14 protein-coding genes are annotated in these 15,121 nt (G+C 72.9%); 6 read left to right on the top strand and 8 right to left on the bottom strand.

The genetic code is table 11. The features are described 5' to 3' along the window. Window positions 1–36: 36 nt before the first annotated feature. Genes ACLE50_RS07905 through ACLE50_RS07880 form a run of 6 tightly spaced genes read right to left on the bottom strand, consistent with a single transcriptional unit; the run spans window position 37 to window position 7,340 of the window. Window positions 37–1,431 (bottom strand): MmgE/PrpD family protein, encoded by a 1,395-nt coding sequence (locus ACLE50_RS07905; protein ID WP_410942748.1) that lies wholly within the window; start codon window positions 1,429–1,431, stop codon window positions 37–39. Further along, the gene (locus tag ACLE50_RS07900) at window positions 1,428–3,011 is read right to left on the bottom strand and encodes an amidase (RefSeq protein ID WP_410942747.1); all 1,584 of its coding nucleotides are present in this window, start codon (window positions 3,009–3,011) and stop codon (window positions 1,428–1,430) included. Before ACLE50_RS07900 ends, ACLE50_RS07905 begins: the two co-directional genes overlap by 4 nt. Beyond that, entirely contained in the window at window positions 3,008–4,171 is a 1,164-nt protein-coding gene (locus ACLE50_RS07895; protein ID WP_410942746.1) for an acyl-CoA dehydrogenase family protein, read from the bottom strand. Before ACLE50_RS07895 ends, ACLE50_RS07900 begins: the two co-directional genes overlap by 4 nt. A gap of 1 nt (window position 4,172) precedes the next feature. Further along, window positions 4,173–5,378 (bottom strand): CaiB/BaiF CoA transferase family protein, encoded by a 1,206-nt coding sequence (locus ACLE50_RS07890; protein ID WP_410942745.1) that lies wholly within the window; start codon window positions 5,376–5,378, stop codon window positions 4,173–4,175. Beyond that, complete coding sequence (locus ACLE50_RS07885; protein WP_410942744.1) at window positions 5,375–5,899, bottom strand: MaoC family dehydratase; 525 nt, start codon at window positions 5,897–5,899, stop codon at window positions 5,375–5,377. Before ACLE50_RS07885 ends, ACLE50_RS07890 begins: the two co-directional genes overlap by 4 nt. Window positions 5,900–5,942: 43 nt before the next feature. Next, a complete protein-coding gene (locus ACLE50_RS07880) occupies window positions 5,943–7,340 on the bottom strand; it encodes an MFS transporter (RefSeq protein ID WP_410942743.1) in 1,398 nt (465 codons plus the stop codon). A 258-nt stretch (window positions 7,341–7,598) separates the two neighbouring features. On the opposite strand from ACLE50_RS07880, the gene ACLE50_RS07875 reads away from it, so the two are divergent. From ACLE50_RS07875 to ACLE50_RS07865, 3 genes are all read left to right on the top strand, one after another. Next, a complete protein-coding gene (locus tag ACLE50_RS07875) occupies window positions 7,599–8,393 on the top strand; it encodes a FadR/GntR family transcriptional regulator (protein WP_410942742.1) in 795 nt (264 codons plus the stop codon). A gap of 23 nt (window positions 8,394–8,416) precedes the next feature. Then, on the top strand, window positions 8,417–9,676 hold the full coding sequence (locus tag ACLE50_RS07870) for a kynureninase (RefSeq protein WP_410942741.1): 1,260 nt from the start codon (window positions 8,417–8,419) through the stop codon (window positions 9,674–9,676). A 259-nt stretch (window positions 9,677–9,935) separates the two neighbouring features. Next, complete coding sequence (locus ACLE50_RS07865) at window positions 9,936–10,493, top strand: CPBP family intramembrane glutamic endopeptidase (RefSeq protein WP_410942740.1); 558 nt, start codon at window positions 9,936–9,938, stop codon at window positions 10,491–10,493. 79 nt (window positions 10,494–10,572) lie between these two features. On the opposite strand, the gene ACLE50_RS07860 is transcribed toward ACLE50_RS07865, so the two are convergent. After that, window positions 10,573–10,755 (bottom strand): three-helix bundle dimerization domain-containing protein, encoded by a 183-nt coding sequence (locus tag ACLE50_RS07860; RefSeq protein ID WP_410942739.1) that lies wholly within the window; start codon window positions 10,753–10,755, stop codon window positions 10,573–10,575. A gap of 320 nt (window positions 10,756–11,075) precedes the next feature. On the opposite strand from ACLE50_RS07860, the gene ACLE50_RS07855 reads away from it, so the two are divergent. The 3 genes from ACLE50_RS07855 (at window position 11,076) to ACLE50_RS07845 (ending at window position 13,994) form a co-directional block, all read left to right on the top strand. Further along, window positions 11,076–12,491, top strand: coding sequence for a fatty acid desaturase (locus tag ACLE50_RS07855; RefSeq protein WP_410942738.1), 1,416 nt, complete (start codon window positions 11,076–11,078; stop codon window positions 12,489–12,491). Window position 12,492: 1 nt separating this feature from the next. Next, a complete protein-coding gene (locus tag ACLE50_RS07850) occupies window positions 12,493–12,684 on the top strand; it encodes a ferredoxin (protein WP_410942737.1) in 192 nt (63 codons plus the stop codon). A gap of 80 nt (window positions 12,685–12,764) precedes the next feature. Further along, complete coding sequence (locus ACLE50_RS07845; protein ID WP_410942736.1) at window positions 12,765–13,994, top strand: PucR family transcriptional regulator; 1,230 nt, start codon at window positions 12,765–12,767, stop codon at window positions 13,992–13,994. A 40-nt stretch (window positions 13,995–14,034) separates the two neighbouring features. Here the strand turns inward: ACLE50_RS07845 and ACLE50_RS07840 are convergent, their stop codons facing one another. Then, entirely contained in the window at window positions 14,035–15,120 is a 1,086-nt protein-coding gene (locus tag ACLE50_RS07840; protein ID WP_410942735.1) for an MSMEG_0565 family glycosyltransferase, read from the bottom strand. Window position 15,121 lies beyond the last annotated feature (1 nt).

Below are 15,121 nucleotides of genomic sequence, written 5' to 3'. Positions count from 1 at the left end.
GCGGTACGGACAGGGCGTGCGGCACGACGGACGGCCTCAGCCACGGCAGGCCTCCGCGAACTCGACGGCGGGCGTGTCGTCGCCCAGGGCGAGCACCGCGGCCTGCACGCGGTCGGCGACGGCGTCCGGGGCCGCCCGGCCGATCGTCCCGCGGAACTTGGCGACGATCTCGTCGTTGGTGAGCGGACGTTGGTCGTGGCCGCGGTTGACCTGCTCGCGGTGGCGCAGCACGCGGCCGTCGTCGAGCTCGATCTCGACTGCGCCGGAGTAGGCACCGGGGAAGGCGCTGTCGGGGTCCTCGACGACCCGCACCCGCTGGGCCAGATCGAGCGCAGCCCGGTCGGCGAGCGCGTCGTCCTCCAGCTCGGCGAGGCCGAATCGGCCACGCAACAGTATCGTCGCGACAACGAACGGGAGGCTGAACTTGGCGTCGTACTCGGTGCGCGGTGCCCACTTGGCCTCGGCGGGCTCGCAGACCACCTTGCCCGGGACCGGGTGGATCGCGCAGCGGATCTCCCGGATCGCAGTGTCTCCGACCTCTGGGCGCAGGATCAGCGCGGCGTCGGCGAAGGCGTGGATGAAGTGGCAGATCGGGTAGGGCTTGACCGCGGTTCGCATGAGCTCCCAGGTCTCGCCGAGACCGTCGCCGACCACCTCCGGTCGGGTCTCCCGCCCGGCGAGGTGGGAGTTGTAGAGCCCGAAGCGTCCTTCGTAGACGGTGGCGGGACCGCTCCAGCCCGCTTCGGCGAAGCCGGCCGCGGTGAGCCCGGACATCGCCGCCCAGCCCGGATGCAGACGCTTGGTCCACGAGCCGTCGGCGAGGAACTCCAGCAGACCCGAGCTCATCGACCCGACGACTCCCTGGGCGGCGGTCAGCTCGTCGGTGTCGAGACCCGCCACCGTGCCCGCGGCCACGGCGGCTCCGAAGGCACCGGCGACCGCGGTGGGATGGAAACCGACGTCGTGGAAGCCGCCCGCCCCACCGATCCCGACCCGAGCCGACACCTCGATACCCAGAACGTAAGCCAGCAGCAGCGCGCGGGTGTCGGCTCCGCGAGCGATCGCGGCTGCCAGCGCTGCCGGGAACGCGGCGGCGGACACGTGGGCGACCGCCGGGATATGCGTGTCGTCGAAGTCCATCCCGTGGATCAGGACACCGTTCAGCGTCGCGGCGTCCCGGGCGGGCAGTCGGTCGGGAAGGCCCAGTACGGGTTGCTCACCGGGACCGCCGAACGCGCCCAGCGCACGGGCCGCGGTCCCGGAGAACGGGTGCGTGGTCGAGGCGAAGGCCAGTCCGACGGCGTCGAGAATCAGGTGGCGAGCCCGTTCCTGCACGTCGACGGGCACATCGTCGAGCCGGGCAGACGCGGCGAACGCGGCGACGGTTCCGGCCAGGGTCGTGGTGTGGGCCGGGGCGGAGTGGATGGTCATCGGTGACCTCCGGGTCGGTCGGGGACACGCCGGTGATGGCCGGTGCGCTCCTGGAAGAAGGCGGCCACCCGCAGCGCGGTGGCCTCGTCGTGCGGTTGGGCGAGGAACATCGCCGAGACCGGACAGCCGTCGGGGGCGAAGCCGGTGGGCAACGCCAAGCCGGGGGCACCGGTGAGGTTGCCGAGCATCGTGGCCCGCGACTGCGCCGCGTAAAGCGGATACCGCTGTCCGTCGACGACGACGGTGCAGTCGGGCAGCCGCGGCGCGGTCGCGGGCGTGGTGGGGACGACGACCAGGTCGGCCTCGGCGAACACCGCGTCCAGCTCGGTCTGTAGCCGGGTGCGGAACTGCAGTGCCCGCAGGTAGTCCACCGCAGGCGTCGTGATGCCCTTGCTGATGCGGGCGACGGTGACCGGGTCGTAGTCGGCCCAGCGCCCCGCGTCGTCGCGGTGCAGGGTGGCCGCCTCGGTGAACACGATCTCGTAGCCGATCGGCAGTGCCTGCGCGGCCGACTCGATCTCGCCCGGGACGATCTCGGCACCGGCGTCGGTGAGAACCCCGACGAGCTCGTCGAGTCCGGCGCGCACCGCGGAGTCGCACAGCTCGGTGAGGTAGCCACCGGGCCGGGCGATCCGTAGCCCGCGTAGGTCGGCAGGTGGCTGGACCGACGGCAGCGGCGACAACGGGCCGGTCCGCGGGTCCCGGCCGTCGGCGCCGCGGATCAGCCCGAAAACGAGCGCGGTCGTGCGGGCGTCCCGCGCGATCGGGCCGACGGTCTCGGTGGTCCAGGACAGCGGGATCACCCCGGTGCGCGGCACCGCCCCGGCCGTCGGTTTGAGGCCGGTGAGCCCGCACCACGCCGCCGGCAGCCGTATCGACCCACCGACGTCGGTGCCGATCCCGAACGGCACCACCCCGGCGGCGACCGCGGCCGCAGTACCGGTGGAGGACCCACCGGCCCAGCGCTCGGTGTCCCACGGGTTGCGACAGGCGCCGGTGAGTGGGGCGTGCGGTCCGCCGACGGCGAACTCGGTCGTCGCGTCCTTCGACACCGGCACCGCGCCGGCCGCCTCGAGCCGGGCCACGACCGTCGCCGACTCCACCGCAGGGGCTGCGTGCTCGCGGGTCCGCGACGCCCCGGTCGTCGGGACCCCGGCGACGTCGATGACGTCCTTGACCGCGAAGGGAACCCCTTCCAGCAGCCGCGGCGGGCTGTCCGGGGTCCTGGAACCGATGCGCTGGTGCAGCACCCGGATCGTGCAGCCCAGCTCCTGGTGCAGCCGCTCCAGCTGCTCGGCCGCCGCCGGGGCGCGGCCGGACCACGTCCCGCGCAGCTGGTCGGCCCACTGCCGGTCGAGCACATCGGCGCCGTCGGTTGGAGAGTCCACCCGGAGGCGGCGTTCCCCGTGTGCGGGATCGGCGACGTCGTCGGGGACCGCTGTGCGGCGCAGCGCGGTGACGGCGGGCTCGGTCCCGGCGACGGCGTCGGCCATGCCGCGGACCTGGCCGGGGTCGAGTGCGTACCCCAGCCGTGTGGCGAGGGCCCCGAGCTCCTCGGGGGAGGTCCCGGACGGGCTCACCGCACGGTCGCCTTGCCCGCGAGCAGGGACTTCGCGACGACGCCGCGCAGCACGTCGTTGGTGCCCTCGCCGATCGACATGAGAGGGGCGTCGCGATAGAGCCTTTCCACCTCGAACTCGGTGGAGTAGCCGTAGCCGCCGTGGATGCGCATCGAGTCGATCGCACACTCCAGCGCCTGTTCGGACGCGAAGATCTTCGCCATCCCGGACTCGGTGTCCATCCGGACGCCGTCGTCCATCCGCGACGCCGCCCAGTAGGTCATCAGCCGCGCGGACTGCAGCCGGATCGCGGTCTGGGCGAGCCGCTGCTGCACGGCCTGGAACTCGCCGATCGCCTGGCCGAACGCGGTGCGCTCGCGGGCGTAGTGCAGGGCCTCGTCGTAGGCGCGCTGGGCGATACCGACGCTACGGGCGGCGATGTTGATCCGCCCCGTCTCCAGCGACGACAGCGCCTGTTGCAAGCCGCGCCCCTCGACACCGCCGAGCAGCTGGGAGCTCGGTACCCGCACTCCGGAGAGCACGACCTCGCACGATTCGGTGCCCTTGTAGCCGAGCTTGCCGATGTCCGCGGTCACCTCGAACCCGGGTGAGTCCGCCTCGACGAGCAGGATGCTCATGCCCTTGTGCGCCGGCGAGGCCGACGGGTCGGTCTTCACCAGCACCGGCAGCGGGTTGGCGTGGCGCGCGTTGGTGATCCACATCTTGGTGCCGTCGACGATGTAGTCGTCGCCGTCACGCCGGGCGGTGGTCCGGATGCCCTGCAGATCCGTACCCGCACCGGGCTCGGTGAGCGCGATGCCGGTGCGCCGGGCGCCGGTGGCCAACTCGGGCAGGTAGCGCTGCTTCTGCTGCTCGGTGCCGTGCTGGGCGAGCAGGAAACAGGACACCGAGTGGCTGCCGAGGATGCCCGCGATACCCATCCAACCGCGGGCGATCTCCTCGAAGGTCAGGGCGAAGGACACCGTGTCCGCGCCGAGGCCGCCGTAGACCTCCGGAACGGCCAGGCCGAACAACCCGAGCTCCTTCATCCCCTCGACGATCTCGGTGGGATAGCGGCCCGAGTGTTCCCACTCCCGGGCAACGGGCACGATCTCCTTGTCGACGAAGTCGCGCAGGGTGTCCCGATAGAGCCGCTGTTCGTCGGTGAGCTGGAAGTCCACGTCAGTCCTTTCCCAGCGCGCCGGATGCACGGAGCGCGGTGATCCTGCTGTCGTCGTAGCCGAGCTCGCGCAGTACGCGGTCGGTGTCGGCGCCCATCGCGGGTGCCGAGCGGGTCGGGGCCCGATCGGCACCGGGGGGCCCCACACGGACGGCGCTGCGCAGCGAGCGGACCGGGCCGAAGTGCTCGGTCGGCGTCTCGGCGATCAGATCGCGTTCGAGGGTGTGCGGGTCGGTCAGCGCCGCCGCGACGTCACGGATCGGGGCACAAGGGATCGACGCCGCGTAGAGCGGGGCGAGCCACTCGTCGACGGTGCGGGTGGCGAACAGGTCCTCGAGCAGCGGGACCAGCTCGTCGCGGTGGCGGCCGCGGTCGGCGAAGGAGACGAACCGCGGGTCCTCGGCCAGCTCGGGGCGGTCGAGCACGATGGTGAGACGTTGCCAGAACTTCTCCTTGGCGCACCCGACGACCAGCCAGCCGTCGGAGGCCTGGAAGGCCTGGAACGGCACCAGCGACGGGTGCGACGAGCGTCGGGTGGGGGCCGGCTCGTAGCCGGCGGTCAGGTGCCAGGTACCCGGGTAGGTCAGCAGGCTGACCGCGGTGTCGTAGAGCGAGAGGTCGCAGTCGGTGCCGACGCCGTCGCGCCGGGCCCCGTGCACCGCGGCGAGCAGTGAGATCGCCGCGACGTAGCCGCCGCAGTAGTCGACCAGTGACAACCCGGTCTTCTGCGGTGCGCCGCCGGGCTCCCCGGTGATCGACATCCAGCCGCCGAGGGCCTGCAGGACGTAGTCGTAGCCCGGCTCGGCCGAGCGTGGGCCGGTCATCCCGAACCCGGTCAACGAGCAGCAGACGATCTGCGGGTTGACGTCCTTGAGGTCGTCGTAGCGGATCCCGAGCTTCGCCGGGACGTCGCCGCGCAGGTTGGAGTAGACGGCGTCCGCTCCGCGGACCAGCTCCAGGAACACCTCGCGACCCTCGGGGGAGCGGATGTCGAGAGTGATCGAGGCCTTGTCCCGGTTGAACGACTGGAAGAACAGTGAGTCGTCGCCCGCGGTGTAGGGCGGTACGGTCCGCCCCACGTCGCCGCCGACCGACGGGTCCTCAACCTTGATGATCTCCGCGCCGAGCTCGGCCAGGTGCATCGATCCGAACGGTCCCGCACCGTACTGCTCCAGCGAGACGATCCGGATGTCGGCGAGCGGCCTCACAGCTGCTCCAGCTGGAGCGGCGTCGCGGCCTGCGGGAAGTGCGAGACGGCTCCGGCGGCATCGCGTTTGTGCACGTAGAAGGTGCGTCGGAAGGTCAGTACCTCGACTGCGTCCTGGTTGAGGGTGCGGGTGCGGATGGTGACGATCCCGGCGCCCGGGCGCGACCCCGACTCCCGCTTGTCGAGCACGATCGACTCCGACCACAGCGTGTCCCCGGCGAAGACCGGGGCGGTGAGCCGCAGGTCGTCCATCCCGAGGTTGGCGAACGCGTTCTGCGTGGTGTCGACGACCGACTGTCCGATCGCGATCGCGATGGTCAGCGGGGAGACGACGAGCATCCTTCCGAACTCGGACGACGCACCGACCTGGGCGTTGAAGTGCGCCTGGTTGGTGTTCATCGTGAGCAGGGTGAACCACGAGTTGTCGGTCTCGGTGATCGTGCGGCCGAGGGGGTGCTGGTAGATCTCACCGATCCCGAAGTCCTCGTAGAACCGGCCCTGCCAGCTTTCCGTGATTGTCACGTGGAGGTGTCCTCTCTCGTGGGTGTGCAGCGGTGACCCGTGGTCATCCGCGTTCGATGTCCTCGAGGCGCCGGTTGGTCGTGCGCTCGGCGAACAGGGCCATGACCAGGCCGAGCGACAGTGCGGCGACGGCGAGGTAGACGTAGACGGCGGTGAGGCCGAGTCCGGAGTAGACAGACGCGACGAGCACGCCGCCGACCACGCCGGCGAGCCGGCCCGATCCGTTGGCGATGCCGGAGCCGAGCCCGCGCAGGTGCAGCGGAAAGACCTCGGCGATGTAGGTGTAGAGCAGCGGCACGCTGGTCTGCATGACCATCGCCGCGCAGAACCCGGACACGACGATCGCGACGGGGCTGTCGACGAGGCCGAACACCACGAGGAGCACGGCCACGACGACCTGCAGCACGAGCACGACCGAACGGCGCTCGAAGCGGTCGGCGATCGGGGCAGCCAGCAGCGCGCCGGGAACGGCCGCGATGGCGAGGACCGAGGCGAAGGTCAGCGACTCTGCAGTGGTGTAGCCGCGCTCGACGAGCAGCGTCGGTACCCAGGAGCTGAAGCCGTAGAAGGACAGGATCAGGAACACGCACGCCGCCGAGGCGACGACGGTGCGGCGCAGCATGCCCGGGCGCAGCATCTCCGACAGCCGGCCCTGTCCGACCGGGGCCTCGGCGACCGGTTCGGGCAGTTCGGTGCCGGTCCGCTCGCGTGCGTCGCGCTCCATCGCGGCGACGATCTGCTCCTCGCGCGCCGTCGGGGACAGGCCCTGCGCGGAGCGCCAGCGGATCGACTCCGGCACGGTCCGCCAGGCGACGAGCCCGCCGACGGCACCGAGCGCGCCGACCACGAAGATCCAGCGCCAGGAGCCGTGCCCGAGTGGGATGACCAGGCGGGCCAGCCACGCGGCGACCGGGATCCCCGCGAGTCCGACGGCGAGGAGCAGCGACTGGTACCGGCCACGCAGCGAACGGGGGAACATCTCGCTGACCCACACCAGGAGCACGCCGGTCATGGCCTGGAGCCCGATGCCGGTGAGGACCCGAAGCACCCCGAGGGACCACACGCCTGTCGTCGCCGCGCTGCCCAGTGAGCAGACCGAGAACAACAGGATCGATCCCAGTAGTACCGGGCGGCGGCCGAAACGGTCGGACAGCCGTCCGCCGACGATGGCGCCGGCGAACATGCCGACGAAGCCTGCCGAGGTGACCGCACCGACTTCGCCGATGCTCAGTCCCCATTCCGTGCGGAGAGCCGGTGCGGCGTAGGCGAAGGAGTTGAGATCGACGAGGTCGAACACGAAGAGAACGCCGAGCACGGCGACCCAGCGTCGGTGCAGGCGGGTGATGACCGGGATCCGGTCGAGCCGGGCCGCGAGGTCGGGGGAGCGGGGCGGGCTCCCGGTGGTGGCCGGTCGGCGGGTCGCTGATGGGTCGTCGGACATGGCGAGCTCCCCTCGGCGTGCCGCGTCGCACGCCCTGGTCCGGCGAGCGCCTCGCTGCGACCGCCGATCCATACGTTAAACATCAGACACTTAGCGTCGCAAGGGTTCGAGGGTCGTATATTGACTGTCTGACCGGCTTGCCTATCGGTCTGATCTATGCGGACGAGATGGTCCGGATGGAACGTGCGGAACGGGCGAGCGGTAACCTCGGCTCGAGCCGTGGGTGTCGCGGCCGGAACCGGACGGCGGAGCGTGCAGATGACTGCGACCCCGGAACCCCCGGGCGGGCCCTCCGTACCCGTGGACGGGACCGCGCCCGGCGCGCCGCCCACCGCGCGGCTGCGTGTGCAGCGGGTCCGTCCCGCCTACCGCCAGGTGGCCGACGAGTTGCGGTCGCAGATCATGCGCGGCTCGATTCCGTCGGGCACCCGGCTGCCTGCCGAGTCCGAGCTGACCGGGATGTTCGGGGTCAGCCGCTCGACCGTCCGTGAGGCACTGCGCGTACTCGCCAGCCAGCATCTGATCGAGACCCGGCGCGGAGTGCGCGGAGGCTCGTTCGTCGCAGCGCCCGACCCGGCCCGGCTGGTGGAGGACGTCGGCGGTGCCCTCGGCGTGCTCGTCGCGACTCCGCGGCTCGGCATGGCCGACCTGCTCGAGGCACGGTTGCTCCTGGAACCGGCGGCGGCGCGGCTCGCCGCTCAGCGAGCCGCGCCCGAGACTGTGGAGGCGCTGCGGGCGGCCGCTTGCGCACCCCGGGACCCGCGGGACCCGAGCGGCTTCGTCGAGCACATGGACTTCCACACGACGGTGCTCATGGCCACCGGCAATCTGATGCTGACGATGATGGGGCAACCGGTCGGGGACGTTCTACGGACGAGGCTGAACCGCGACGTCGTCGGCCCCGAGCACTGGGCCCGGGTCGACGCGTGCCACGAGTCGATCGCCGAACACATCGCGCGCGGAGAGGCGGCGGAGGCCGAGGACGCGATGCGCGGACACCTTCTCGACCTCCGTGAGATCTACGATCGGCCGGGGGCCTGGCGAGCGGACTGAGCCGGGCGGGGAGGGGGACCGCAGTGACCGACCGGTCAGTTGCATCACCGGCGTCACGCGCCGACGCCGAGCGTCGAGACGCGGCCGACCCGCTGGCGCCCTACCGGGAGCGGTTCCTGCCGGCCGGTGACGTGGTCGCCTACCTCGACGGCAACTCCCTCGGCCGCCCGTTGCGCGCCGTCGCGGACCGGCTCGCCCGCTTCTGCACCGAGGACTGGGCCGGTCGGCTCATCCGGGGCTGGGACGAGGGCTGGATCGACAGCCCGCAGACGTACGGGGACCGCATCGCCCGGGCGGCCCTGGGCGCCGCGGACGGGCAGACCGTCGTCGCCGACTCGACGACCGTGCTGCTGTACAAGCTCGCCCGCGCCGCCGTCGACGAGCAGCTCGCCGCCGACCCGCGGCGCCGCGAGATCGTGATCGACACCGACAACTTCCCGACCGACCGCTACATCGTCGAGGGCATCGCCGCCGAGCGCGGCACCACGCTGCGCTGGATCGACGCCGACCCCGAGTCCGGCGTGACGCCCGAGCAGGTCGCGGCGGTCGTCGGGCCGCAGACCGCGCTGGTCTTGCTCTCGCACGTGGCCTACCGGTCCGGGTTCCTGGCCGACGCCCCGGCGATCACCCGGATCGCGCACGACGCCGGTGCCCTGGTGCTCTGGGACCTCTGCCACTCGGTCGGCTCGGTCCCGCTCGCCCTCGACGACTGGGGTGTCGACCTGGCCGTCGGCTGCACCTACAAGTACCTCAACGGCGGCCCGGGCGCCCCGGCGTTCGGCTACCTGGCCGCACGGCACCAGGGCCGGTTGCAGCAGCCGATCCGCGGCTGGTTCGGGCACCGCACGCCGTTCGCGATGGGGCCCGGCTACGAGCCGGCCGAGGGGATCCGGTCGCTGATCTCCGGGACGCCGCCGGTGCTCGCGATGGTGCCGCTGGACGCGAACCTGGATCTGCTCGACGAGGCCGGGATCGGCGCGGTACGCGCGAAGTCGGTGGCGCTGACGTCGTACGCGCTGGAGCTGGCCGACGAGCTGCTCGTCCCGCACAGCGTCCGCGTCGCCTCACCGCGCGATCCTTCCCGCCGCGGCGGGCACGTGACGGTGTGCGCCCCCGGGTTCGACGAGGTCACCGTGCGGCTCTGGAAGCGTGGGGTGATCCCGGACTTCCGCGCTCCCGACGGCATCCGGATCGGGTTGGCGCCGCTGTCGACGTCGTTCCGCGAGGTGCTCGCCGGGGTCACGGCGATCGCGGAGGAGCTGGTGCGGCCGCGGCGTCCTTGATCAGCGGGTCTGACGGAATCGGTGCCACATTCGGCACAGGACCCCTCGCTGCCGCTGATCATGGTGTCGGTGATCGGAGATCTGCCGGTGTTCGGTGCCATCCACGGCACCGAACACCGGCAGAACGGTGATCATGGGGTGCGGGGCGGCCCGGCGATCGTGATCAGCGGGGCCGAGGGGCGGCGCCACATCCGGCACCGGAACCTTCGCTGCCGCTGATCACGGGGTGCGGCCCCGCTGGCTGGGTACCGTGTCGGGGGTGGACCTGACCCCGGTTCTCGGCGTCGCAGCCGCGCTGGTCTACGTCGTCGTGCAGTCCCGGGGAGCGGGCCGCAGCGTGCGGTCCGCGCTCGATCTCCTCGGCGCGACCCCGGGGACGGCGTCCGGGTACCGGTGGGCGGCGGTGCTGCTGGTCCCGCAGCTCGCGATCGGGTGGCTGGTCGTCCTGCTCATCCCGCCGGAGGCACTCGCCGCGCCGGGGTTGTCGGGCCCGGCGCCGGTCGTCTCGGTCGCCGCCGGAGCCCTGGTGGCGGTGCGGGCCCTGGTGGAGGAGCTGTTCTTCCGCGGGCTGGTCGCCGGGGTGCTGATCCGGCGGCTCGGTTTCCGGTGGGGGAACCTCGCGCAGGCGCTCGTCTTCCTCGTGGCGCACCTGCCGCTGCTGCTCGTCGATCCGCGCGTGTGGCCGATCCTGCCTCTGCAGTTCGTCGCGGGCTGGCTGCTGGGGTGGCTCCGGCACCGGTCGGGCAGCGTCCTGCCGGGCGGCCTCGTCCACGTCGTGGTCAACCTGCTCGCCGGCGTCCTCACGACCATGCGCTGACCCGGGATCGATGCCGGCTGCGGCACCGAACCCCTCGCAGACGTCGATCAGTGGTGGAGATCAGCGGTGGACAAGACCCTCAGGCGGGCAGCAGCCGCACCCGCGCCAGCCGCTCCACCAGCTCCGGGAGCGCCCCGACGGGGCTGCCGCGCAGGTCCTCGCAGGCCTGGTGCACCGCGGCGCCGACGACGTCGGGGCAGGTGCCGGGGCCGAGCTCGTCGAGCAGCCGGGCCACGGCGGCGCGGGTCAGGTCCGTGCTCATGCCGCACATCCCAGCCGACGGGCCGTCCGGTGGCCACCCATTTCCGGCATGCCGGGCTCCCGTCGTCCGCAGTGCGCACGCGTCCCCCGACCCGTACGAGTGTCAGTACCCCGTCCGGCCCATCCCATACGCGTCCGAAGGGGTGGACCCGCGGGGGCGGAGCGTGACCGGGCTCCGACGCCGCGCTTCGTGCCGGGAGACCGAAGGGGCCCGACGCCTTCGGTTCCGGGACCGAAGCCCCGGGCCCCGCGGCGGACCTAGCGTCGACGACGTCCCGCACCACCCGAGCACGGTCGACGCCGACCGACAGGGAGACCGCCGTGAAAACTTTCGCCCTGACCGAACCGGTCGACGGGAAGGACACCTGGCACGACGGCAAGCGCTACGCCTGGCTGCTGGGCCTGCTGGTGCCGGTGCTGCCGTTCATCGCGATCGGCCTGCACATGCTCACCGGATGGTCGGTGATGCTGTGGCTCGGCCCGATCGTCGTCCTCGGGATCGTGCCCACGATCGACCTCTTCGCCGGGCAGGACCCGACGAACCCGCCGGAGGAGATCACCGAGGCGCTCGAGGAGGACCGCTACTACCGCTGGGTCACCTACGCCTACCTCCCGCTGCAGTACGCGGGCCTGTTCGCCGGCATGGCCTACATCGCGCTGGCCGGGGCCCCGATCGTCGGGAACATCGGCATGGCGGTCACCCTCGGCACCGTCGCCGGCGTCGCGATCAACACCGCGCACGAGCTGGGCCACAAGCGTGAGGACGTCGAGCGCTGGGCCGCGAAGATCGCGCTGGCCCCGAGCTTCTACGGCCACTTCTACGTCGAGCACAACCGCGGCCACCACGTGCACGTCTCCACCCCGGCGGACCCCGCGTCGGCCCGGATGGGCGAGAACTTCTACCGCTTCTGGCCGCGCACCGTCTTCGGCTCGCTGCGCAGCGCCTGGGGGATCGAGCGCAAGCGCCTGTCCCGCCGCAAGGGCCACCCGTACCGGCTGAGCAACGACGTCCTCAACGCCTGGCTGATGTCGGTGGTGCTGTGGGGCGCGCTGGTCGCGCTGTTCGGCTGGGTCGTGCTGCCGTACCTGCTGATCCAGGCCGTGTTCGGGTTCAGCCTGCTCGAGCTGGTCAACTACATGGAGCACTACGGGATGCTGCGCCAGAAGGTCGGCCCGCCGGAGCGTCGCCGCTACGAGCGCGTGCTGCCCGAGCACTCCTGGAACTCCAACAACATCGCCACGAACGTGCTGCTCTACCACCTGCAGCGCCACTCCGACCACCACGCGAACCCGGTCCGCCGGTTCCAGACGCTGCGCGACTTCCCCGAGGCCCCGGTCCTGCCGACCGGCTACACCGGGATGATGCTTGCCGCGACCGTGCCGCCGCTGTTCCGCAGGCTGATGGACCCGCTGGTCGTCGCGCACTACGAGGGCGACCTGCGCAGGGCGAACCTGCAGCCCGGCAAGCGCGAGAAGCTGCTCACCGCCTACCCGCCGCCCGGCCAGGTCACCCCGGACGCGCCCGCCGTCGACGCCACCCGGCGCAGCCACGGCGACGGCGTCACCGCCGCCCGCTGCCCCGGCTGCGGCTACACCTACGAGGTCGCCGCGGGCCACGAGTCCGAGGGCTTCCCGGCCGGGACCGCCTGGTCCCAGATCCCCGACGACTGGTGCTGCCCGGACTGCGGTGTCCGGGAGAAGGTCGACTTCATCGCCCTCACGACCGAGGAGGTCTGACATGCGGATCGTTGCCGACATCGGAGCCTGCGAGGGCTACGGGATGTGCGAGGCCATGGCCGACGACTACTTCGAGATCGGGGACGACGACCTCGTCCACATCACCGACGAGAACCCGCCGGAGGGCGACCGGGACCACGTCCACGCCGCCGTCCAGGCCTGCCCGGCACGGGCGCTGCGCCTGGAGAGCTGAGCACACGGATCCACCGACCGTCCCGCCCGGACCCGATCGCAGGGGTCCGGGCGGGCCCGTCCACGCAGTACGGTGCCCGAATGCCCCCGGTGATCGACACGCTCGCGCACGTCGCGCGGTCCGCCCGCGACGACGTCGGGGCGCTCGCCGGGCAGGTCCTCGCCGAGATCGAGTCGACGCTGCCGGAGCTGGGCCGCGACCCGCGGGTGCGGGAGCTGCTGGTCGCGACGCTGCGGGCGTCGCTGGACACCGCGCTGGTGGTGCTCACCGGCGGCACCGACCCCCGCGAGGTGACAGTCCCGCCTGCCGGTATCGAGCTGGCCCGGCGGCTGGCCCAGCAGGGTGTCCCGGTGACGACGCTGCTGCGCGCCTACCGCCTCGGGCAGGCCGCGTTCCAGCGGGAGCTGATCCGCCGGATCGCTGGCGAGCCGGTCGACGCGGCCGCGGTCGCCGAGGCCGCCCGGGAGCTGTCGTCGGTGGCGTTCGGGTTCGTCGACCGGGTCTCCGAGGAGATGGTCGCGGTCCACCAGACCGAGCGCGACGCCTGGATGCGCCGCCGCGACGCCACCCGCCTGGCCACCGTCAACGCCCTGCTCGACGGCCGCGCCGGGTCCCGTTCCGACGTCGAACGCGGTCTGGGACAGCCGGTCTCGGGCACCCACGTCGCCGCCGTCCTCTGGGCCGACGACGCCGCGGGCGACCCCGGCCGGGCGCTGGAACGGGCGGCGGGCGCGGTCGCCGTGGAGCTGGGGTCATCGGGGGCGCCGCTGCTGATCGCCCCGGACGACGCGACGCTGTGGGCCTGGTACCCGGTCACCGGTCATCCGTCCGATGTGGTCCCCGAGCTCGACGGCGACGCCGGGGTCCGGCTCGCGCTCGGCACCCCGGAGGACGGTCTCGACGGGTTCGCCCGCTCGCACCGCCGTGCCCGGCAGGCCCAGGCCGTCGCCGTCGCCGCGGCGCCGGGAGCCCGCAGCACGGTGACGACGGCGGCCTCGCTCGGCCCGCTGGCGCTGCTCGGCGCCGACACCGGGCTGCTGGCCGGGTGGGTCGCGGGCGTGCTCGGCGACCTCGTGGTCGACGACGAGCAGCACGCCCGGCTGCGCGACACCCTGTACGCCTACCTGGCCTCCGGCGGCAGCCTCGCCGCGGCGGCGTCGGCGCTGCACCTGCACAAGAACTCGGTGCAGTACCGGCTGCGCCGCGCCGAGGAGGTGCGGGGCCGGCCGAACACCGAGCAGCGGCTCGACGTCGAGGTGGCGCTGCTGGCCTGCCGGCTGCTCGGCTCGGCGGTGCTGCGGCCGGCGTGAGCAGGGCGTGCGGCCCGCGTGAGCGGGGCGCTCAGAACGCTCAGAACAGGGCCGCGTACAGCTCGGCGTGCCGGGCCGCGGCCGTCGTCCAGGAGTGCCGGGCCGCCAGCCCCCTCCCGGTGACGGCGCGCTCCGGCGACGGCCGGGTGACGGCGTCGGCGAGCGCGGCGGCGAACCCGGCCGGGTCATCGGCGAACCGGGCCGCCCCGCCGAACACCTCGCGCAGCACCGGCAGGTCCCGGGTCACGAGCGGCACCCCGGCGGCCAGCGCCTCCATCGCGGCCAGCCCGAAGCCCTCCTTCGTCGAGGGGAACGCGAACGCGGCCGCACCGGCCATCAGGCCGGGCAGCTCGTCGTCGGGGACGGGGCCGAGGATCTGCGGCTCGACGCCCAGCTCCGCGGCCCGCTCCAGCACCGCGTCCCGGTAGCCGCGGTAGTCGAACAGCGTCTCGCCGCCGCCGATCACCAGCCGCAGTCCCGGGAGCGCAGCCATCGCCTCCACCAGGTCGCGGGTGCCCTTGCGCGGCTCGATCCCGCCGACCGACAGCACGTAGCGGCCGAACCGGGCGCGCCACGGCGACCCGGCCCCGGCGGCCTCGGCGGCGGCGAAGCGGGCCGAGTCGACGCCGTTGCCGATCACCGTCGCGTCCCGGCCCCACCCGGCCCGGACCTCGGCGGCGACGGCGCCGGACACGCAGACCAGCGCCGCGGGGGACACCAGCGCCCGCTCGTGGCAGGCGGCCAGCTCCGGGGTGCTGAAGTCGTCGAGGTGGTGCACGGTGCGCAGCAGCGAGCCGTAGCCGTGCGCGCGGCCCTCGGCGTTGGCGGACAGGCAGTCCTGTGCGTGCCGGACGTCGACGTCCCCGGCGCCGGCGAGCGCGCCGGCGAGCAGGTCGATCGAGCGCAGGATCCGGGCGCCGACGCTCTCGCCGTCGATGTCGGGGACCGGCACCAGGTGCACGCCGACGGCCGGGGCGACCGGCCGGAAGAATCCGGTGTCGCCGCCGCGGGCCAGCGACCACACCTGCACGTCGTGCCCGGCCGCGGCGAGCGCCTCGGCCAGCGCGAGCGTGTGCACGACGCCGCCGCGGGGCTTCGTCGAGTAGGTCGAGAGCCGGATCCGCACG

Origin of the sequence: Pseudonocardia phyllosphaerae (genome assembly GCF_046546475.1) — a bacterium.
Taxonomy (GTDB): Bacteria; Actinomycetota; Actinomycetes; order Mycobacteriales; family Pseudonocardiaceae; genus Pseudonocardia; species Pseudonocardia phyllosphaerae.
The sequence above is the reverse complement of the archived record's forward strand: the minus strand, read 5'-3'. Positions and strand labels throughout refer to the sequence as shown.

Excerpts from the sequence above, each read along its gene's own strand:
- ACLE50_RS07880 (WP_410942743.1), bottom strand. The coding sequence starts at position 7,340 with ATGTCCGACGACCCATCAGCGACCCGCCGACCGGCCACCACCGGGAGC.
- ACLE50_RS07845 (WP_410942736.1), top strand. The coding sequence starts at position 12,765 with ATGCCCCCGGTGATCGACACGCTCGCGCACGTCGCGCGGTCCGCCCGC.
- ACLE50_RS07875 (WP_410942742.1), top strand. The coding sequence starts at position 7,599 with ATGACTGCGACCCCGGAACCCCCGGGCGGGCCCTCCGTACCCGTGGAC.
- ACLE50_RS07850 (WP_410942737.1), top strand. The coding sequence starts at position 12,493 with ATGCGGATCGTTGCCGACATCGGAGCCTGCGAGGGCTACGGGATGTGC.
- ACLE50_RS07905 (WP_410942748.1), bottom strand. The coding sequence starts at position 1,431 with ATGACCATCCACTCCGCCCCGGCCCACACCACGACCCTGGCCGGAACC.
- ACLE50_RS07860 (WP_410942739.1), bottom strand. The coding sequence starts at position 10,755 with ATGAGCACGGACCTGACCCGCGCCGCCGTGGCCCGGCTGCTCGACGAG.